Origin of the sequence: Butyricimonas sp. DFI.6.44 (assembly GCF_022132345.1) — a bacterium.
Lineage (GTDB): Bacteria > Bacteroidota > Bacteroidia > Bacteroidales > Marinifilaceae > Butyricimonas > Butyricimonas muris.
Genome location: NZ_JAKNJD010000017.1, coordinates 20,192 through 40,706, shown reverse-complemented (window position 1 = coordinate 40,706; position 20,515 = coordinate 20,192). Strand labels below are relative to the sequence as shown.

The following is a 20,515-nucleotide window of genomic DNA, read 5'->3' as shown; positions in this document are numbered from 1 at the left end:
TTTAAAATTGAAAGATTATGTGGAAAAAATATTTGTTGTATGGATTGAGTGTCATTGTGGCATTAACAGCCTGCCGTAAGGAAGATATAGAATTGAGAGAAAGTGACGTTGTGGATTGGTTTGCTATACAAGATAAACCGGGAGAATTAGGACATTTACTTTATGATATATATCAAAAATCGGGAGTTTCAATTTTTGTTAATGATACATTAGGCTATATGGATGGAGGTGTTGATGCGTACGGTAATCCTGTGAGATATTACGAGACGATAAATGAAAGATATCTTCTTTATAGTACGTTGTCTACCGATATACGTTTTGTGTTATCCTCGGATACAACAGCTATGCTAAAAGCTGTTAGAACAATCGAAGACTGGGTATTACCGAATCTACCTTCACCGGGAGAAGACAGGATAAAATCAGTGTTACTGGTGGATAGTTTGCTCACGGAGGAGTATGGAGGGGATACGATAAGAAAGGGAGGAAAGACCGCATGGGTATTTGACCAGTCTATTGAAATGATACCCGTGGGGAAGTTGGCAGATATCAAGCAAATGGATGAACGAACGTTGAAATTTTGGGCAGGTATGGTATTAAGCACTAAAGTGTACACGTGGTTGAATAATAATTGCGCCGATTCATTGAAGATTTTTTATAAAATGACAAATTCTGATTTGCCCTCTGATGCTAGAACTTTGTATAACATGAATAGTTATTACTATTGGAGAATGACAGATACGGGGGAACGCATAGACAGAAATAGTGATTACTATTTTGGGGCGGAATTATGGGATTATTGGAGAATGGGATTTTTAGAATGGGCTGATAACGAGTGGGAGGAGGATGAGCCAAATTTTGATGATAGGATAAGAGTATATCGTAAAATCCCCAAAAAAAATTCTGATGCCATGAGTTATATTGCATCGGTATATGCATTTTCAGATGAAGAGTTTGAGACAATGTTTACAGGAGTAGAGTATAGTTCAAAATGCATTGGAAGACGGGTGTATATGAAAAGACTGGTTGATATTTTTCATGAAAAACATGGTGTGATTCGTCAAGAGTTTAAATAGAAATATATTCTTTGTGGAGAAGTGGTCCATACCACTTCTTTCACTTAAAATTCCGATCAAAGAAATAGGATGGATATTTTATTAAAATAGTATGAGAAAGATATTATTATTATTGGGAATTTGTCTTTTATGTTATTGCTATACCTTTGCGCAAGGGATGAAGTTTGATACAATTTCTTTGAGTCAAGGGTTAGAACGGGCTAGAAATGAAGGAAAGTTAGTATTCGTTGATGTTACAGCTTCGTGGTGTGAACCGTGTCAAACAATGGCGAATAAGGTTTTATCTTTACCAGAAATTGGGGATTATTGTAATGAGCGTTTTGTTTGTATAAAAGTTGATGTCGATCAAGCTGATGGTAAGGAATTTAAAAAGAAATATCCAGTGAGGGCTATACCGATGTTTTTTATTTTACAACCCGATGGGACCGTACGCCATCAATTGCGGGGCACAAGAAATGCCGAGGAGTTTTTGAATTGGGCTAAACGTGGTTTTAATGAAACATCCTCGTTATTTTTCTTGAACAATATGTTGGAAAGCGGACAAGAGATGAGTTTACAAAATAAGACTGATTACTACTTGGTTTTAAAGGATACTCGAAGATTGCATGAAGCTGATAGTTTGCGGGAAGCTTTGTTTCAACAGACTTCCCCAGAGAAATTGGCAATGACGGAATGCTGGGGGCTTTTTGAAAACGAAATTTTTGGGAGCAAGTATTTTAATTACGTGGTGGAACATAGAAAAGAATTTCAGGTAAATCAAGGAAGAGAACGTGTTGATAATTATTTGGCGCGAATGTACAAGGAAGAATTGCAATATTTTATGTATGAGAAACAAACTCCAGCTGAAGCGTTTGATGTGATAGAATCTATTGAGCGGATTCTGATGGAACAGGATGATCTTTTAGGGCAAAATAACAGGGATATTGTATTGACATGGACTAAAGAGGTTAAGGCTTTTTTAGATAATGATATACATGGAATGGTGAAAGAAATGAAAAAATTAGTCGAGATGGGAGAATGGCGGGATTGTTTATGGTATGCTATGATGAAGATCGGGGAACAAGGAAATGATGAAGATCGGGAACTAATGAGTGAGTTTACTTCAACAATGTTGTTTGAATTTGCTAGAAATGAAGTGGAACAATGGGACTTTTACCAGAAATTCAAATACTTGGGTTTCTTTGTAGATTGTAATAAACAATTTTGGATAAACGCTTTGGAGCAAATGAAACGGTGTAATAAACCCTTGCTAGTAGAATGTGTGAAATGTAGTGATGCATATTTTATAAATCGCAATTGGGTTTGGGATTCCCCGGAACGAGTTGCTTATCTGGATTCCTTGTGTGTTAGTGTAAGGATAGATATGGATGATCCGGAAGTGGCTTTCTTGAAGGAAAAATTTAGAATAACAACCTATCCTGCTTATTTTTTATTGGACAAAGATGGAGAAATCAAGTATAGTTGGGAAGGTATGATCAAAGAGGATGAATTATTCAGAGAATCTATAGAGGTAGGTTTGGAAAAAATGAAATAGTGTTTGTGTATTATTTGCTGTGGCGGGGGAAGTGTGGCGGGATATTAGTCCTATAGAGAACCCACTGTAATTATACCCAAGACCTAGGGAAATAAGTAAAAAGGAACGTAGTCCGGACAGTTTCGCTCTATTGATTCTATATGAAAGATTATAGGATGTCCAGAGGATAAACGGAGGAAGAACGAAAGAGGGGTATGACTTGGGTATAACTTCTTTGGGATTACAGTGGGTCTTGTATGAATCAGCCCCGGTTTCTTTTGAAAAAGACCGGGGCTGAATATATTTAATATTTGAAGGAACTTCCACCCAGAAATTCTCGAAGAATCGAGGTCGGCGGGATTTCCCGGGTCGGTACGGCTTGCACGTACGAGAAGAATTTCAGCAAGCGGGTTGCTTTCGAGTGTTCCGGGTATTTTACCAGAACTTCTTCCAACAGGGGAACGGCTTGTTGTTTCAATGCACCGAGTTCGTACGCCAATGCCGAGTTGAACATGACGTCTGCTTCTTCCTGATAGGGAACGATGTGTTTTTGTTCCCCGGAAAGGACGCTTTCCCATCTTTTCAGTGTATCCAGAGCCGAGTAACCGCGGTATTTGTGATCTCTGACCATGCGGCGAATCAAGCGATTGTCCGACGGGTTAATGATATTGTGATCATCAATAGAGATAGCGGTTAATGCCGAGATAAATATCTTGAACAGACTCTCTTGCGGGAGATATTCGGTTAATTTAGGGTTCAACCCGTGGATTCCTTCCACGATAATCACGTTGTTCTTGGATATTTTTAATTTTTCACCATCATAGAAGCGTTGTCCAGTTTCGAACGAGAACTTGGGGATTTCGACTTCCTCGCCTCGCAACAGTCGGACGATATTGTCATTAAACGTGCTGATATCTAACGCGTCAATGGTTTCAAAATCATATTCGCCTTTTTCATCTTTAGGAGTTTGTTCCCGGTTCACGAAATAATTATCCAACGAGAGATTGACCGGCTTGATACCGTTTACCAGAAGTTGGATAGCCAGTCGTTTGCCGAAAGTCGTTTTCCCGGATGAAGAGGGACCGGCGATTAATATTACTTTTAGTTTTTTCCTTCTTTTCCGGATCATGTCGGCGATCAAAGAAATTTTCTTCTCGTGAAGCGCTTCGCTGACTTTAATCATTTCGCCGGCATGGCGGTGTTCGATGGCTTGATTCAAGTGCCCGATTTGCGAGACTTCCAGTACTTTACCCCAGCGCTTGAATTCGCTGAACGTGTTATATAGTTTTTCCTGCGGGTAATACGGAAGTATCTCGGTCGGGTTCATCCGGTCGGGAAGCAAAAGCAACATTCCGTCTTTATAGTCCATCAGATCGAATACTTTCAGGCATCCGGTAGAGGGAGCCAATGTCCCGTAGAAATAGTCGCACGTGCCGTCTATTGAATAAACAGAGGTGAATAGTTTACCCCGGGATGAAAGTAAGAGTTCCTTGTCTTTCAGTCCTTGGCGTTTAAATAATTTGATGGCTTCTTCCGTCGGGTATTCCGTTCGCGTGATTTCGTAGTCATGATCAATGATGCGTTGCATTTCCGCTTTGATCGTGTCGATCCGTTCACCCGTGAGGATGACGTCCTTGTTTGCCAGACGACAGAATACCCCGTTGGAGAGTTGATACTCCACGATTAGGGTTTTCTTCCCGAAAAGATTGATTACCGCCTTGTAAAGTACGAACAACAGCGACCGCGTATACACGCTGTACCCGTCCAATGTAGTTACGTCTACAAAGTTGACGTATTTCGGGTTATATATTTCATAATGAAGGTCACGCACCTCGTTGTTGACCAAGGCACCCAATATGTTTTGGTGATTATCGGGGAACACGATTTTTTTGAATTCTTTCAAGCTGGAGCCTGTCGGAATCTGATAGGCTTCCTGTGTATTTTCACAAAATACAATTATTTTATTTTTTTCCATGTTTCGAGTCATTTATGTAATTCACATTGACAAAGATTGCAAATAACGTGCCGCAAACTTTATTTATATGCTTCCTTGTTTTCCGGGATCAATATATAGTAAGTTTTATGTTTTCCGTTTTTTAATGATGTTTGTCTGAGCCATGGGTTGAATCGTTTCAACGTTTTGTACGTGATCCCGTGTTCTTGGGCGAAGTCCGCTAAGTCTTTGATTGATTTGGTTACCTTGACTTGTGTTGTCGGCTCGATGGGGTATTTGATCCCCACGTGGAAGTTGTACAAGTGAGGGTTTTCCATGATCTGTTTCAGCGCCATCATGCGGTAGACGTAGCGACCCGTTTCTTCCCCCATCAGCAGGTCGTAAAAGTACTTCTCTTTCTGGCGGTCTATTTGTTTGGAGAGCATATTCATCCCCCCGTTGTAGGACGCGGCAGCCGCTGTCCACGAACCGAATTTCTCGTGTGCTTTTTTCAGGTAGGCACAAGCGGCACGGGTGGCCTTCTCGATATGGTAGCGTTCGTCCACGTCGTTCGTGACTTCAAGCCCGAGTTCTTTTGCCGTACCGCTCATCAATTGCCATATCCCGACGGCTCCCGCGTAAGATACCGCTAAGGGGTTGAGGCTGCTTTCAATGACGGCGAGGTATTTGAAATCGTTCGGTATGCCCTCTTCTTTTAAGATAGGTTCTATGATATGGAAATAGCGGGGGGCATTTTTAATTACCTGTATCGTGTGTGAATGAAGATTCGTGTTGACGATCAATTCTTTCTTGAATGCTTCAATCACGTCGATTCTTTCCAAGGGGACCCGTTCACCTGCCAGATAGAATGTATCGGGACAAAATACGTCTGACGGCAATAAGAAATGCGGTATATATTCCTCTTCTTCAGGTTCCTCAAACTCCTGTTTGTAGATGTAATATCCGATTACAGCACTGTTTATTAAGACTAATATAGTCAAGAATGTTATTATAATATTTTTTAGCACGGTTGATAAATTTATATTTTTCGAATATACGGTTTTTCCCCTACTTTTTGTTGCAAAAATAGAGAAAAAGAGTTTATAAATCCTTTTACAGTTTTTTCTGTTGCCATTTCACGTATTTCAAGTAAAGCCAAGAAACGATACCGATAAGCATGCCATAGGTGACTTCGACAGTCCACACGAATTCCACGTTAGCGTGCACGACGGTGGTGAGCAGCCATGTCTGGAATGTGTAGAATACGAGTACGAATGATTCGAGTATCAAGGCATGAGTCGTGTTGCCCGTTCCGGATATGGCTTCAAAGAACGTGATCCCGAAGCAGAAGCTGAGCGCGGCTAATCCGACCACGTAAAGGGAAGGCATGGAGGCGGTAATCAGCTCACTGCTGTTGGAGTAGATAGATAACACCTGTTGCGGGAAGATATAGCATATCAATAACACCGGAAGCACGCTTAGCATGGCGAGTTTCATGATCCGCCGCAAGGTAGGCATGATCTCCGGTTGCCGTTGTTCCCCGATGAGTCGGCTGGTAAGGGTATTGGCTGTCGCTCCGTAACCGAAGACGGGGATAAGTATCAGCATATAAACGCTACGGACGACGATCGTGATGGCGATAGGACGTTCGCCCATGTGCTCGATGAGCATGAAAAAGATGTACCATGTCCCGAAAGACAGTAGTTTTTGCAACATGGTGGGGAACGCTGTTTTAAGCACGGTCAGCATGAGCCATCCTTCCAGTTTGTGGAAGGAGAATAAGGCGTACTGTTTGATGGGGAGTTTCAGCAACGTGTAGAAAATAAAAATCAAGAACGCCGATATTTCAGCCATGACGGAGGCTAGGGCGGCTCCGCCGACTCCCATCTCGGGGAAACCGAATTTACCGAAGATCAACAGATAATTGAATACCACGTTGATCGTTGCCATAGCGGCAGTGGAGTAGCCTATGATTTTCGTGTTGGAGAGCCCGATATATAAAGCCCTGAACAAGAAGTTGAAGCACACGAATATAATCCCGTAATGGCGGTATGACATGTATTCCATCGCCGCCTCGTAGATATTGGGCGACTGTATGGAAGCTCCCAAGAGTACATCACTGAAATATCGTTGAATGAGGAATAGCGACGTGGATAGCAGAAACACGAAACATAACCCGTGCTCGAAAACAACTCCGATCCGGTTCAGACGTCCTTCTCCCAACCGCCGTGCCACGATGATCTGGATCCCGATGGAAAATCCCCATGCCAGCGTGGAAAACACGTAATAGTAGATTCCTGCCATGGCGGAAGCACCTAGGGCGATCTCGCTGACACGCCCCAGAAAGGCGGTGTCCGTTAAGGTAATGAGTGTTTGTGCCAAACTTCCAAGGATAATAGGGTAGGCTATATTCCAAACTGTTTTGTTCGTGATGACCGTCTTCATGTGTTCTTGTTTTGGCTGCAAAATTAACGGATAATCTTTATAAATTGCAGAATAAATTGTAACTTCGTGGGTTATAAATTTAAATTCAAGCAAAAATGACAATAGAAGAGCAAGTTAGTAAGGGCATCATGGCAGCCATGAAAGCGAAAGATACGATCCGCCTTGAGGTTTTAAGAAATATAAAGAAGGTTTTCATCGAGGCTAAATCCGTGGCAGGAGCCCCGGAGCAGATTGCCGACAGCGAAAGTATCAAGATCATCCAGAAATTGGCAAAACAAGGACGGGAGTCTGCCGAAATTTACAAGCAACAGGGGCGTGAGGATTTGTACGCTCATGAAATGGCTCAAGTGGAGGTGATGAACGAGTTTTTGCCGAAACAGTTGAGTGAAGATGAATTGCGTGTTGCCTTGAAAGGAATTATCGAGAAAACGGGTGCAACTTCAGCCAAAGAAATGGGGAAAGTGATGGGTGTTGCTACCAAAGAGTTGGCCGGAATAGCTGACGGCAAAATGATTTCCGCTATTGTAAAAGAGTTGTTGGCGTAATCACGTGCTAATAAGTCCGCGTAAGATCGGGGTATTTTATTGATTCCGTCTATGACGTGATTGAAAATAAGTATCAGGAATGGAGAGGAATTGAGTAAATAATTCCGATCTTTGTATAAGATTAAAATGAAAGAAATGGCTACTGTGAAAGATTGGACTGCTCATGTTATTAAACAGGCAGAGATTGATAAGTATCTGGTTGACGGGAAAGATTTTATTGACGAGGAAAAGATATTTGAAGAGATCGAAAAGGGCAAGAACCCCGATAAGCAACGAGTGCGCGATATTTTACAAAAATCGCTGGAAATAAAAATATTGACGCCTGACGAGACGGCTACTTTGTTGAACGTGGAAGACCCTGAACTCTTTCACGAGATGCAAGAGGCTGCCTTGGAAGTGAAGAAAAGAGTGTATGATAACCGTATCGTTTTCTTTGCCCCTTTATACTTGTCGAATTTGTGCGTGAATAGTTGTAAATACTGTGGTTTCCGGGCAGAAAATAAAGAGGAGATTCGCCACGTGTTGTCGATGGACGAGGTGCGGGAGGAAACGGCCGCGGTGATCGACGAGGGACACAAGCGAATGATTGCCGTGTATGGCGAGCACCCGAAAAACGGGGCTGACTATATAGCCGAATCTATCTCCACGATTTATTCGGTGAAACGGGAAACTCCTACCGGGAACGGTTTTAATAATATCCGACGGGTGAACGTGAACGCGGCACCCATGGAGATTGCCGATTTGAAGAAATTGTGGAGAGCGGGTATCGGTACGTTCCAAGTGTTCCAAGAAACTTATCACCGGGAGAGATACGCGGAATTGCACCCGGCCAACACGGTGAAAGGGAATTACCGTTGGCGTCTTTACGCGATGCATCGTGCCATGGAGGCGGGAATCGACGATGTGGCTATTGGGGCGCTGTTCGGGTTGTACGACTGGAAGTTTGAAGTGATGGGATTGTTGCATCATGCTTTGGATTTGGAACGCCAGTTCGGTATCGGACCGCACACGGTGTCTTTCCCGCGTATGCAACCGGCCCCGGGTTCTTTCTTGAGCGAGAATTCTCCTTATCTGGTTAGCAATGACGCCATGAGGCGGGTGGTTGCGGTGTTACGTTTGGCGATCCCGTATAGCGGGTTGATCGTGACGGCACGCGAGGAACCGAACTTGAAACGGGATTTGCTGACTCATTTCGGGTGCACGCAAACCGACGCTTCTTCAAAATTGGGTATCGGGGCTTACTCTAAAAAATTGAAACAGGAGGAAAATATCGAGAAAGTCCAATTTATGTTGGGTGACCAGCGTTCTCTCGATGAAGTGATACGGGAATTGGCTAACGACGGGATGATTACCTCTTTCTGTACAGCCGGCTATCGTTGCGGGCGTACTGGAGATAAGATCATGACCCTGTTGGAAAAAGGAGTCGAGGGTAAGTTCTGTAAGTTAAACGCTGTTTTGACCTTCCGGGAGTATTTGAATGACTATGCTTCTCCCGCGACCCGTGAGATCGGCGAGAAACTGATCGAGCAGGAATTAAGAGAGATCGAGGCTACCCCCTTCTTTAGTAAGAATAAATTACTCCCGACCTTCCGTTCATATTACGACCGGATCGCGAGAGGGGAAAGAGATTTATACATGTAATTTACAATTTTAGATTTTAAATTTTAGATTGAAATAATCCATGAAATTTAAAATCTAAAATCCATAAATTTAAAATTAAAACGGAAGTTTGAGCGTAATTCGTTCGGCTTCCTTTTTTCTTTTTATTTCTTCCCGTTCTCCTTTGCGGAACACGTAGACAAGACCGAAGCGTTCGCATTTTTGGCGGCGTTCTTCTTCATCGTCTATATCGGCGTAATGTGCCTCGATTTCGTTCCACAGGGAAAGAATGTATTCGTCTGCTTCACTCCTGTATTGCGCTACTTCGGCACTACAGCGGGCAGAGTTTTGTTGGAATTGTTTTTGAGAAGCGTAGGCTTGCTTGAAGTTCTCGTAATTTACTTTGACTAAAGCGATAGAGGGACTATATATCGGATTTCCGCCCCCTTTACGAGTACGTTCCTGTTCTCCGGCTATTATTTTTGCACCCCATTCCAACAAATCTTGGTCGGAAACGAGAGATGGAAGTTTGGTATCATCTTCCGCTATATCGTAAAATGTACGCGCGATAGGTTTTAACTCACCTCGTGCAATAGTAAAATTCAGCACTTGCAAAAAGTGCGATATATATAGTTTGGCTTTTTTAGTGTATTCCCCGTATTTCCGGCTATTTACCATTTGTTTTTCTCTGGCACATTGTGAATTTGTGATTGCCGTTTTGAATTTCGGTAAAAAGAATTCAATTTTTTGCCTTAGGCTCAAAGAAAACGGTAAATTATTGATATCAGAGAAATCCTCTTTGTTCAAGGCCGTTTCCAATGCCCTTATCCTCGCTGCATCTGTATTCGGTAATCTTCTGTAAGGCATGTCTTTAATAATTAATAAAATGATGATCGAAACTCTGATGCGAAGGTATGAAAAAAATAAAAGTAAATCAATATTCGCCTGAGGTATTTTTAGATTTACGATTTATGATTTTAGATTGAATGATTCTTTAACCACGAAATCGTAAATCATAAATCGTAAATCATAAATCGTAAATCATAAATCATAAATCGTAAATCATAAATCGTAAATCATAAATCGTAAATCATCTTGGGATGGTATTTCTATAATGGGTATAGTTTTCGATAATATTATTCACGAAGTTAAAGGTTTGTTTGCCGTCGCAATAGCCGTTGCGGGACAGGGTGTCCCGGTATATTTCGGGGCGGGATTTGTAACGGATGAAGTAATCTACATTATTATTCCAGATGTTCGGGTTTTTCCCGTAGGATTCGGCTAATCTCATGGCATCGAACACGTGTCCCGCTCCGGCATTGTATGCGGCTAAAGTAAATTTGATCCGGTTTAAGGTGTCGAGGTCATATTTGGTAAACATTTTTTCAAGGTATTGGAGATAGTAACTTCCTACTTTGATGTTATCTTCCGGCTCTATGTAATCTTCGAAACCAAGTTGCAACGCGGTTTCCGGCATCACTTGCATTAATCCGACAGCCCCGTAATTGGATGTCGCTTCCGGGTCGAATCCGGATTCTTGGAAAATTATGGCAGCCAGCAAACGCCAATCCCAACCTATTTTGGCGGCTTCTTTTTTGATGATCGGGTCAAAGCTGGATATAATCCCGTTTTTTAATTTGTAGTATTTCGAGTTGTGGAGCGAAGTTACGTAACTGCTTTTGTAATAGCGGTTGTAAAGTACTGGAAACTTTTCCCTTTTCTTCATGGCACCCAACCATTGGTTTACTTCATGGAGCAGGTATTTTGCTTTTCCGGCTACTGCCCACGCCACGGGTTCCGCTCCCGATAATTCCAGAGAGTAATCTATGTGTGTCATGTATTGGGCCGCGATCTGTGCGATATTTTTATCTATCACGGTAAGTGGAAGCTCACCTTTCTCTACTTGCAGGAGGATATCTTCATAAGTAAGATATTCTACTTCCGTGATCTTTAAATTCAGTTGAAGAGAATCACTCAATTCCCGGAGAAAACTTTTGTATGTAGTACCCTCTTGAACGAAAATTTCTTTTCCACGTAAATCTTGTATGTCCCGTATTAAAGAATCTTGTTTCTTGTTTTGTACCAATACGTTACTCGTATAGAATAACGGGTCCGTGAAGCTGATTTGTTCTTTCCTGCCGTCCGTAACCGAAAGACTCATGGCTACCAGATCGTATTTCCCCTCGTTTAATTCCCGAAGACAATCTTCCACGTTGGAATTGACCTCGATATGTAATTTAACATCGAGAAAATCGGCGAGATCTTTAACCAGATCGTAATGAAAACCTTTCGGGATGCCTTTATACACGTAGTAGTCTGTCGTGTTGTAATAAGTACATACATTTAAGACGCCTCGTCGCTCGATTTTTTCCAGCGTCCCGGCATCGGGTATAATAAATGGTTCTTCTTTGCGTTTTGTCTCGCAGGCCGATAAACAAAACCAGAATAACCAAGTGTATGTAATAACTCTTATTATATACATGGTGCAAAGATACGAAATAAAATGGAAATCGTGTAGTTGTTGATTTCGAGAGGTCTATTCGAGAAATAACATTGTTACCCTTGCTCTATTCTTGCTCTACCCATTCGCTACCTCATGAACGTATCATGAACGTATCATCTTCGTAGCATAGACGCTCACGAGTGTTTATGCTGCGAAAGAGTAGGGTTTTTGATATGAGTACGGGCGAGCGAATCCCTAGAGAACGGTCAAATGAACCTCGGCGGACGTTTTAATCAAAGAAATTCCAACGGATGCCGAATTTTACTTTGGCGGGGTTGATCGGGTAGGTGTAGGCGGAAAAGTAATCCCGACTTCCTAAGCGCTCGTTGGCATGCTCGTATTTCACGAACAAGTCGGCACGTTTGATGTTCAGCGTGAGGAACACGTCGAGTTTTGGGTAGTTGCCGGTCTTCTCGATATCTTGGTTGTAGAACTGCATGATACTCGGGTCGTAGGCGTTGGAATAGAACGAGGTGTTGTAGAACAAGTCTATACCGATTTGCAGTCCCAATACTTTTTTAAATAGACGGTTTTGGTAGTAATTGTGGGAGTATAGCGCAACTTTGGGAAGTTGCAATATTTCGTCCTTGTTACAGATCTGGTAGTACACTTTTTGATCGAAGTAGAATTTACCTAATCTGAAAATTTGTTTTGCCCATGCCGTGAATACGACTAGATTACCGTCATACTGACGGGGATAGGCCGTAGTGTCGAAATAGATATAGTTTTTCGTGTTGTTCAGAGCGATTCCGACTTCGGTACGGAGGCGTTTGTTGTTATAGTGTCCTTTGATGTTATAGGCATGGATTTTGGAGAAGTTCGTTTCCCATTGGTTGTGATTTCCCGTGTATTGGTCATAATAGCGGTTGGGGGTGGTTGTTTCCAATAGGGCATACGCCGTCACGGATGAATTTCTGTTTCTGCTTAGGTATTGGACGATTTTTCCCTCTAAAGAATAGTCGGCTGAATACTCCCCGGCAAGGCAGAAACTGCCCCAGATATCAAAATTGAACATGGTGGTCGAGTCCATGTTGAACGTTCCCGCAGTGAGGTAGGTGCCGGTGTATTTGTTTGTTGCCCGGTTGTTGATTGTGTCCGAGGATACACGTTGGTCGTATTTCAGGTATTTGAATTTTAACCCGCCGTACACGCCCGGCAGGTATTTGTATTTTGGATGTTCGTTTAGTATGAATTTGGCGTCTATTTCGTATTTTTGGTTGTTGGTGATGTCTTGGTTGGATTGGGTGTTTAAGTAGGTCGTGTCCCAAAAATTGGTTTCAACGCTTTCTTCTCTGAAACGGTAACGATTGTCCTCGATTTTCAAGGCGAGTGCAAATTTCATCGGGTAAGTGTACGTGGTATCCATGTTGATGGAGTCCACGGGTGTGATGATTTCTTTGGCATTTCCGATGTTGTATTGTGCCAGCGTGCTGAGATTGAAGTTGGCTATGTTGTTTCGGGGTTCCATGACTAGTTTCGTTCCGATTATTTTTGGATCAAGCACGGTATCCCGGACTTCTGCCAAAACTTCAATACCGCCGTTCTCCGCGTAATGTCCCACGTTCTGGTTCAGAAAGAAGGATACTGCCACTCTTTCTTTCTCGTATGAACTGAAAACGGAGAAGTTGTATGTTTTTGATTTCTGGTACGAGTATGCCCCGTCCGCAGACATGAGGTTGTACCGGAATCCCGCATTCCAGAACGGGTTGATGTTTTGCATGTACCATACGTCTACCCGGTCTTCTGTTTTTCCTCGTCCCCCCCCGTTAAAATAGCTGATTTGGGCGAAAGCGGTAGAGGTGTTGTAATCCAAGGCGTCCTCGGGACGGAAAAGGTAATCCCGTACCCTGTCGAGCGGAAGAAAATCTTCTCCGCGAGAGCGAAGGATGAAAACATTGGAAATATAAGGTGAGGGTAGGTTGCCGAGGTAGGTGTTAGACACGCTGTGTTTGAATATGGGGTTCGTGTTGTGTATCCCGTCGGTCAGGGTGTCCGTCATGGACATATATTGTTTGTACACGCCGTCGTGCATCCATTTCCACGCCACTCGTTGCGGTTTCACGTATCGTTGTTCTCCTCTCGTGCTATCTTGGTCAAAAGCGCTACGCCGGGGATCCTCCTCGTCCGGATGCCCGTAATCAAAATCGCTCTGCGCTAAAGACGTGAGCGACATTAAGCAGCATAATATGGTGTAAAATATATATTTCATGGCGTGCAAATATACGGAAACTTTTAAAACTCTCATAAATTAATTACCTTTGCGGTCGAATATGTTATAAAATTTTCAGTATGGATAAGAATTATCTCGTGGAAGAAGAAGGTGAAGGCAAATCGTTGAACTTCATCGAACAGATTATTGAGGAGGAGTTGGCCGAGGGGAAGAACGGCGGTCGGGTACATACGCGTTTCCCGCCCGAGCCGAACGGTTATTTGCATATCGGTCATGCAACTTCTATTTGCTTGAATTTCGGATTGGCTGCCAAGTACAACGGTAAGTGCAATCTGCGTTTTGATGACACGAATCCTTCTAAAGAGGATGTCGAGTATATTGATTCCATACAACAAGATATTCAATGGTTAGGTTTCCAGTGGGAAGGGGAAACTCATTACGCCTCCGATTATTTCCAGCAATTGTATGATTGGGCGGAGAAGTTGATCGCGGAGGGAAAAGCTTACGTGGATGACCAACCGGCAGAGGTGATCAGCGCGCAACGTATGAACCCGATGGAACCGGGAGTGAACAGTCCTTACCGGGATAGGACTCCAGAAGAAAATCTGGATTTATTCCGGCGGATGAAGGCAGGGGAGTTTCAAGCCGGGGAGAAAGTATTGCGGGCTAAAATAGATATGGCCTCGTCCAACATGTTGATGCGTGACCCTATTTTGTACCGGATCATGCACGTGGCGCATCACCGCACGGGTGATAAATGGTGTATCTACCCGATGTATGATTTCACGCACGGGCAAAGTGATTATATCGAGGGGATTACTCATTCTATTTGTACTTTGGAGTTCGAGGTGCATCGCCCGTTATACAATTGGTTTTTGGATCAGTTGTTCGACACGGAATACCGTCCCCGTCAGATCGAGTTTGCCCGTCGTAATTTGAGTTACACGGTGATGAGTAAACGCCGTCTGTTGGAACTGGTGCAGAAGGGTATTGTTGCCGGGTGGGATGATCCCCGGATGCCTACGATCACGGCTTTGCGCCGCGCGGGATACACGCCCGAGTCTATTCGTGCTTTTGCCGAAAAAGTGGGGGTGGCACGCCGGGAGATCGTGGTCGATATGGCGTTGTTGGAGTTTTGCGTGCGGGAACATTTGAACAAGGTGGCTCCCCGTGTAATGGCGGTGCTTGATCCGGTGCGGGTGGTGATAGATAACTATCCGGAAGGACAGACCGAAGTGGTTGAGATCGAGAATAACCCGGAAGATGAGGCTGCCGGAATGAGAATGGTGCCGTTCTCCCGTGAGTTATTTATCGAGCGGGATGATTTCATGGAAGACGCCCCGAAGAAGTTCTTCCGGATGACGATCGGCAACGAAGTACGGTTGAAAGGTGCGTATATCGTGAAATGCGAGAGCGTGGAGAAAGATGCGGAAGGAAATGTTACGACAATCCATTGCACGTACGATGCCGAAACGCGTAGTGGTACCGGTGCCGCAAGCAACCGGAAGGTAAAGGGAACACTTCACTGGGTTTCCGCACCCGACGCGATAGAGGCAGAGGTACGTTTATACGATCGTTTGTTTAAAGATCCGGATCCTGCCGGACACAAGGATATCGATTTCAAAGAGTTCTTGAACGAGAATTCGTTGAGAGTGTTGACGGGGTGTAAGTTGGAGCCGAGTTTGAAAGATGCCAAGGAAGGCGATCGTTTCCAGTTCCAGCGTTTGGGGTATTTCTGCGTGGATAAAGATTCCAAACCGGGGGCTCTGGTGTTTAATCGTACCGTGGGATTAAAGGATACGTGGGCAAAACAAAACAATTAATACAATGAAAGTTACGAGGGATAAGTTTGCAAGAGAAGCGCGGGCGTACTTGTTGATTACGTTCGGTTTGCTTATCTATACTTTTGCCGTTACCGCGTTTTTAGCACCGCATCGTATGGTGGGCGGTGGTGTGACCGGTATTTCGACAATTATTTATTTTCTTTCCGGGGAGGTGATTCCTATCGGGTATAGCTATTTCGTGATTAACTTTTTGCTAGTGGCGATAGCGATTAAGGTGCTCGGGCCCCGGTTCGGTTTCAAGACGATATATGCTATTTTCATGAGTTCGTTCCTGTTGAGTTTGTTACAGAATCTGATTCATGAGCCGCTGTTGGAGGACAAATTCATGTGCGCGGTACTTTCCGGTATCATGTGTGGTGCGGGTATCGGGATTTCGCTTGCCAACGGAGGTAGCACGGCGGGTACGGATATCGTGGCAATGATGATTAACAAGTACCGGAATATCAGTCCCGGTAAGATTATCATGTATATAGATGTGTTTATTATCGGTTGTAGTTATTTTATCGGGGAAAACACGACAGTCGATCCGACGGCAAAGATTGCCACGATTATCTACGGTTACGTGGTCATGGGTGTGAACTCGTACACGATTGATCTCGTGTTCACGGGACAGATGCAATCCGTGCAGTTCTTTATTTTCTCGTTAAAATACAAGGAGGTTGCCGATCTGATTACTCATGATTTGAAACGGGGTGTAACCGTCGTGGATTGTCAAGGCTGGTACACGGGTGAGGCACGCAAAATGTTAATTGTGGTAGCCCGCAAGAGTGAGATGCAGAATATTATGCGTGTGACGAAATTGGCTGATCCGGACGCGTTCCTCACGATGAATACGGTCATGGGTGTGTACGGTAGGGGATTTGATACGCTGCGGACTTAGGGAGTTCGTAAAGTTTATAAGGTTCATAAGGTTTATAAAGTTGCCATTCCTCACGAGGGGCTTCTTTATAAACCTTATTTTTTTGATAAAACACACTAATTTATAATGACGTTGTGTCTTTATGGAATTGAGTGGCACGGTGTTTGATAATTAAAAGGATTGATATGAGGTCATTAAAAAAGCATAGGAGACACATGGTAATTTGGAGTGTATTAGGCGTTGTCGCGGTGATTGCCGTGATAGCGGTTGTTTTCGTGAATCAACGGAGTTTTGGCAGACTTCCCCGGGGGGAGCGAATGGAGCGTGTGAAGCGTTCGCCTCATTATAGGGACGGACGGTTTCAAAATTTGCATGAAACCGTGATGATTGCTTCTGACAAGGGGCGTGTCGGGACTATGATTGATTTTTTATTCAGAAAAACAGAAAGGCTGCGACCGGAGACGGCAGTGCCTGTCATTAAGACAGATTTGCGGAGTATCCCCTTGGACGAGGAGGTGGTCGTGTGGTTCGGGCATTCATCCTATCTGATCCAAACGGGAGGAAAAAGAATACTGGTCGATCCGGTATTTTGCATGGCTTCCCCGGTATCATTTGTCAATAAGCCTTTCAAGGGAACGGATGTTTATAAGCCGGAAGATATGCCGGATATCGATTATCTGGTGATTTCCCATGACCATTGGGATCATTTGGACTACGGAACCGTGACTGCATTGAAGAATCGGGTTGGCAAGGTTATATGCGGATTGGGAGTCGGGGAACATTTCGAGTATTGGGGATTTGACAAGGAACGTGTCGTGGAATTGGATTGGTTTGAAGACTCCGTGCTGGATGATGGTTTTGCCGTTCATTGTTTGCCGGCGCGTCACTTCTCGGGACGGGGATTGTCTGCCAACCAGACGCTGTGGGCTTCTTTTCTCGTGGAGAGTCCCTCGAGGAAGATATATATAGGTGGTGATGGGGGGTATGACACGCATTTCGCCGAGATTGGCAAGCGTTTCCCGGGTATTGATCTCGCAGTCATCGAGAACGGGCAATATAATGAAGATTGGAAGTATATTCACGTGATGCCGGATTACTTGGAACAGATCGCGAAGGATTTGGGTGCGAAGAGTGTTTTGACGGTGCATCATTCGAAATATGCTTTGGCAAGGCATCCTTGGGATGAACCGTTGAAGAATGCGTTGAAGATGAGAGAAGATGTCCCTTTTGAAGTACTTGTACCTACTATCGGGGAAATAGTTCGGAATGAGAAGGTGGAACAATGAGGTTTTTTTCTCGTTCTCGCGATTTTATGTTATTTTTGTCTGAATAAAATGCATGATAGATGAAGATAAAAGTATTTGTTAATAATCCATGGCAGGAGAACACGATTGTGTTGTACGATGAAACGGGGGAAGCCGTGGTGATTGATTGCGGTTGTTTTTCGAAAGACGAAGAGCGACGTTTGATAGATTTTCTGGCGGAAAATCATTTGAAACCGGTAGCGTTGTTGAATACGCACTTGCATATAGATCATATTTTCGGGAATAATTTTATGCTGGACGAATACGGGTTGTCTGCCCGGGCGCATGAAGCGGATTCGTTTTGGGTGGAAGACGCGGAGAAGTATGCGGCGATGTTGGGAATACGGGGAATTACACCGCCTCCGGCATTGGGAGAATATTTGCATGACGGGGATGTCGTGAAATTCGGACATTCGGAATTGAAGGTGATCCCTGTACCGGGACATTCTCCGGGGGGACTTTGTTTTTATAGTGAACAGGATAAATTGCTTGTTGCCGGGGATGTGTTGTTCCAAGGGAGTGTCGGACGTGCGGATTTACCCGGGGGAGATATGCGTCAGTTGATAGACGGAATCCGGGAAAAATTGTTCGTGTTGCCGGATGATGTTCGGGTAGTACCGGGACACGGCGGGTTTACCACGATAGGAGAAGAGAAACGTATGAATCCATTTTTTCAATAAAAAAAGATGAAGAAGATCGGTATAATTGTAGCCATGACTTCGGAATACGGTCTGGTGAAATCTTTACTTGACGGGGGAAAGGAACGTTTGGTTCGGGGAATCCCCTTTATCGAGGGGCGTATGGGAGAAGTTGACGTCGTGTTGGCCAAAAGCGGGATCGGTAAGGTTTGTGCGGCGGTAGGGACGTTGGAAATGATCCGGCAATATGCCCCGGAGGTGATTGTAAACACGGGTGTTGCGGGGGGAATAGACCCGTTGACACAAGTTATGGATATCGTGATCGGGGAGAACATGGTTTATCATGACGTGTGGTGTGGCGAGGGAAACGAGTACGGGCAGATTCAAGGATTGCCGGCTCGTTTTGTTTCGGATAAGAAATTGTATGAACAGGCTTTGTCCGTGAAACATGACGGGAATGTATACGGGGGATTGATTTGCAGCGGTGATCGTTTCGTGACGGAAAAAGAGGAGTTGACCGAGATCAAAAAGCGTTTTCCCGAAGGCTTGGCGGTTGATATGGAATCGACCGCTATCGCGCAAGTATGCTACTTGTGTGGCGTACCTTTCTTGAGTTATCGTATTATTAGCGATACCCCGGGAGTGAAAGATCATTATAATCAATATTTGAATTTCTGGGAAGAGGCTCCCAAACGCTCTTTCGAGATGATTAGAAAGTTAATCACTGTTTTATCAGAAGAATAAAGATGAAAAAAATACCTAGTTTTACCATAGATCATCTTCGCCTGTCGCGGGGAATCTACGTGTCCCGTAAAGATTATGTAGGAGAAGAGGTGATCACGACGTTTGATATACGTATGAAGGAGCCTAACCGAGAGCCCGTGTTGGGACAGGGGGAATTGCATACGATAGAACATCTCGCGGCGACTTATTTAAGAAATCACGAGACGTGGGGCGACAAGATTATTTTCTGGGGACCGATGGGGTGCTGCACGGGAAATTATTTTTTGATGCGGGGTGATTTGACTTCTCGTGATATCGTGGAATTGATGCGGGAAACATTCCGTTTTATTCGTGATTTTGAAGGTGAAGTTCCCGGTGTTGCTGCAAAAGATTGTGGTAATTATCTATTACATAATCTGCCGATGGCGAAATACGAGGCTGCTAAATATCTGGCGGAAGTGCTGGACGTGATCGAGGAAAAGAATCTGATATATCCGGGCGAATGAGAATAGGAATCATTTTAATGTTGGTAGCCTTGCTTTGGGCTTGTGATGAAAACAAGGATCGGGAGAAGACGATCAGCGTGAGTATCTTGCCTCAACGTTATTTCGTGGAGCGTATCGCGGGGGATTACGTGAAGGTGAACGTGATGATTCCGCCGGGGGCTAATCCTGCCGTGAGTGATTTAAGTACCGAACAGTTGAAAGCGTTGCATAATAGTTCTATCTATTTTGCCGTGGGGTATCTGCCTTTCGAGATTAGTAATTTATATCCTTTTCTGGAAAAACAGGAGAAGCATATACAACTCGTGAAGCAATCCGAGGGGATGGAGCTGGAAGAGGGAACGTGTGATTGCGGGCATCATCATACACACCCCGGTAATTTTGACCCTCACGTGTGGATGTCTCCAAGATACGCGGGTATGATGGCGCAAACGATATGTAAGGTGTTATCTGAAAAGTTCCCGGAGAAGAAGACCGAGTTCGAGCAGAATTTCAAGCAGTTCAAACAGGAGATTGACAGTATCGATGCGGAAGCCCGAAGGATTATTCCCGCGAAGCAGAACAAGACTTTCTTGATTTATCATCCGGCTTTGACTTATCTGGCGAAAGATTACGGTATGGAACAGATCGCGATCGAGGACGAGGGAAAAGAACCTAATCCGTCACATATCAAGGCGGTGGTCGATACTTGTCGGGCAAAAGGTATAAAGATTGTATTTATCCAGAACCAATTTGACGTGATGAATGCCAAAGCTATAGCCCGGGAGATCGACGGCGAGGTTATTGCCATTGATCCGTTGAGCGCGGACTGGAAAAAGGAAATGGAATCGTTGCTTCGGATTATAGAACAAAAAATGGAATAA

17 protein-coding genes are annotated in these 20,515 nt (G+C 44.0%); 11 read left to right on the top strand and 6 right to left on the bottom strand.

Annotation, left to right across the window (positions count from 1 at the left end):
- Positions 1 to 17 precede the first annotated feature (17 nt).
- The gene (locus tag L0M98_RS20095) at positions 18 to 1,073 is read left to right on the top strand and encodes a hypothetical protein (protein ID WP_227217454.1); all 1,056 of its coding nucleotides are present in this window, start codon (positions 18 to 20) and stop codon (positions 1,071 to 1,073) included.
- A 91-nt stretch (positions 1,074 to 1,164) separates the two neighbouring features.
- Entirely contained in the window at positions 1,165 to 2,607 is a 1,443-nt protein-coding gene (locus L0M98_RS20090) for a thioredoxin family protein (protein WP_227217455.1), read from the top strand.
- Between the two features lie 283 nt (positions 2,608 to 2,890).
- On the opposite strand, the gene L0M98_RS20085 is transcribed toward L0M98_RS20090, so the two are convergent.
- The 3 genes from L0M98_RS20085 to L0M98_RS20075 all read right to left on the bottom strand — a co-directional run bounded on the left by L0M98_RS20085 (position 2,891) and on the right by L0M98_RS20075 (position 6,964).
- Positions 2,891 to 4,561, bottom strand: a complete 1,671-nt coding sequence (locus L0M98_RS20085) for a nucleoside kinase (protein ID WP_227217456.1) — start codon at positions 4,559 to 4,561, stop codon at positions 2,891 to 2,893.
- A gap of 59 nt (positions 4,562 to 4,620) precedes the next feature.
- A complete protein-coding gene (locus tag L0M98_RS20080; RefSeq protein WP_237961903.1) occupies positions 4,621 to 5,520 on the bottom strand; it encodes a lytic transglycosylase domain-containing protein in 900 nt (299 codons plus the stop codon).
- Between the two features lie 112 nt (positions 5,521 to 5,632).
- Positions 5,633 to 6,964, bottom strand: a complete 1,332-nt coding sequence (locus L0M98_RS20075) for an MATE family efflux transporter (RefSeq protein WP_227217458.1) — start codon at positions 6,962 to 6,964, stop codon at positions 5,633 to 5,635.
- Between the two features lie 95 nt (positions 6,965 to 7,059).
- Between L0M98_RS20075 and L0M98_RS20070 the strand changes: the two genes are divergently transcribed.
- Complete coding sequence (locus tag L0M98_RS20070) at positions 7,060 to 7,509, top strand: GatB/YqeY domain-containing protein (RefSeq protein WP_099294003.1); 450 nt, start codon at positions 7,060 to 7,062, stop codon at positions 7,507 to 7,509.
- Between the two features lie 135 nt (positions 7,510 to 7,644).
- Positions 7,645 to 9,150 carry a [FeFe] hydrogenase H-cluster radical SAM maturase HydG gene (gene hydG, locus L0M98_RS20065; protein WP_227217459.1) on the top strand — a complete coding sequence of 502 codons (1,506 nt, stop codon included), beginning with the start codon at positions 7,645 to 7,647 and terminating at the stop codon, positions 9,148 to 9,150.
- Positions 9,151 to 9,225: 75 nt separating this feature from the next.
- Here hydG and L0M98_RS20060 read toward each other — a convergent pair whose 3' ends face one another.
- The 3 genes from L0M98_RS20060 to L0M98_RS20050 all read right to left on the bottom strand — a co-directional run bounded on the left by L0M98_RS20060 (position 9,226) and on the right by L0M98_RS20050 (position 13,820).
- Complete coding sequence (locus L0M98_RS20060; protein WP_099294001.1) at positions 9,226 to 9,975, bottom strand: hypothetical protein; 750 nt, start codon at positions 9,973 to 9,975, stop codon at positions 9,226 to 9,228.
- Between the two features lie 223 nt (positions 9,976 to 10,198).
- Positions 10,199 to 11,590 carry a transglycosylase SLT domain-containing protein gene (locus L0M98_RS20055; RefSeq protein WP_227217460.1) on the bottom strand — a complete coding sequence of 464 codons (1,392 nt, stop codon included), beginning with the start codon at positions 11,588 to 11,590 and terminating at the stop codon, positions 10,199 to 10,201.
- Between the two features lie 250 nt (positions 11,591 to 11,840).
- Entirely contained in the window at positions 11,841 to 13,820 is a 1,980-nt protein-coding gene (locus L0M98_RS20050) for a putative porin (RefSeq protein ID WP_227217461.1), read from the bottom strand.
- An 80-nt stretch (positions 13,821 to 13,900) separates the two neighbouring features.
- Here L0M98_RS20050 and L0M98_RS20045 point away from each other — a divergent pair, with 80 nt between their 5' ends.
- The 7 genes from L0M98_RS20045 to L0M98_RS20015 all read left to right on the top strand — a co-directional run bounded on the left by L0M98_RS20045 (position 13,901) and on the right by L0M98_RS20015 (position 20,515).
- Positions 13,901 to 15,604 carry a glutamine--tRNA ligase/YqeY domain fusion protein gene (locus L0M98_RS20045; RefSeq protein WP_227217462.1) on the top strand — a complete coding sequence of 568 codons (1,704 nt, stop codon included), beginning with the start codon at positions 13,901 to 13,903 and terminating at the stop codon, positions 15,602 to 15,604.
- A gap of 4 nt (positions 15,605 to 15,608) precedes the next feature.
- Positions 15,609 to 16,505: a YitT family protein gene (locus tag L0M98_RS20040; protein ID WP_099293994.1), complete on the top strand. Its 897-nt coding sequence runs from the start codon at positions 15,609 to 15,611 to the stop codon at positions 16,503 to 16,505.
- 164 nt (positions 16,506 to 16,669) lie between these two features.
- Positions 16,670 to 17,770, top strand: coding sequence for an MBL fold metallo-hydrolase (locus L0M98_RS20035; RefSeq protein ID WP_304503027.1), 1,101 nt, complete (start codon positions 16,670 to 16,672; stop codon positions 17,768 to 17,770).
- A gap of 59 nt (positions 17,771 to 17,829) precedes the next feature.
- Positions 17,830 to 18,468 carry an MBL fold metallo-hydrolase gene (locus L0M98_RS20030; RefSeq protein WP_227217464.1) on the top strand — a complete coding sequence of 213 codons (639 nt, stop codon included), beginning with the start codon at positions 17,830 to 17,832 and terminating at the stop codon, positions 18,466 to 18,468.
- 6 nt (positions 18,469 to 18,474) lie between these two features.
- Complete coding sequence (locus L0M98_RS20025; RefSeq protein ID WP_099293989.1) at positions 18,475 to 19,170, top strand: 5'-methylthioadenosine/adenosylhomocysteine nucleosidase; 696 nt, start codon at positions 18,475 to 18,477, stop codon at positions 19,168 to 19,170.
- 2 nt (positions 19,171 to 19,172) lie between these two features.
- Positions 19,173 to 19,655, top strand: coding sequence for an S-ribosylhomocysteine lyase (locus L0M98_RS20020; RefSeq protein ID WP_099293988.1), 483 nt, complete (start codon positions 19,173 to 19,175; stop codon positions 19,653 to 19,655).
- Positions 19,652 to 20,515 carry a metal ABC transporter solute-binding protein, Zn/Mn family gene (locus L0M98_RS20015; RefSeq protein ID WP_186978020.1) on the top strand — a complete coding sequence of 288 codons (864 nt, stop codon included), beginning with the start codon at positions 19,652 to 19,654 and terminating at the stop codon, positions 20,513 to 20,515. The genes L0M98_RS20020 and L0M98_RS20015 overlap by 4 nt, the downstream gene beginning before the upstream one ends.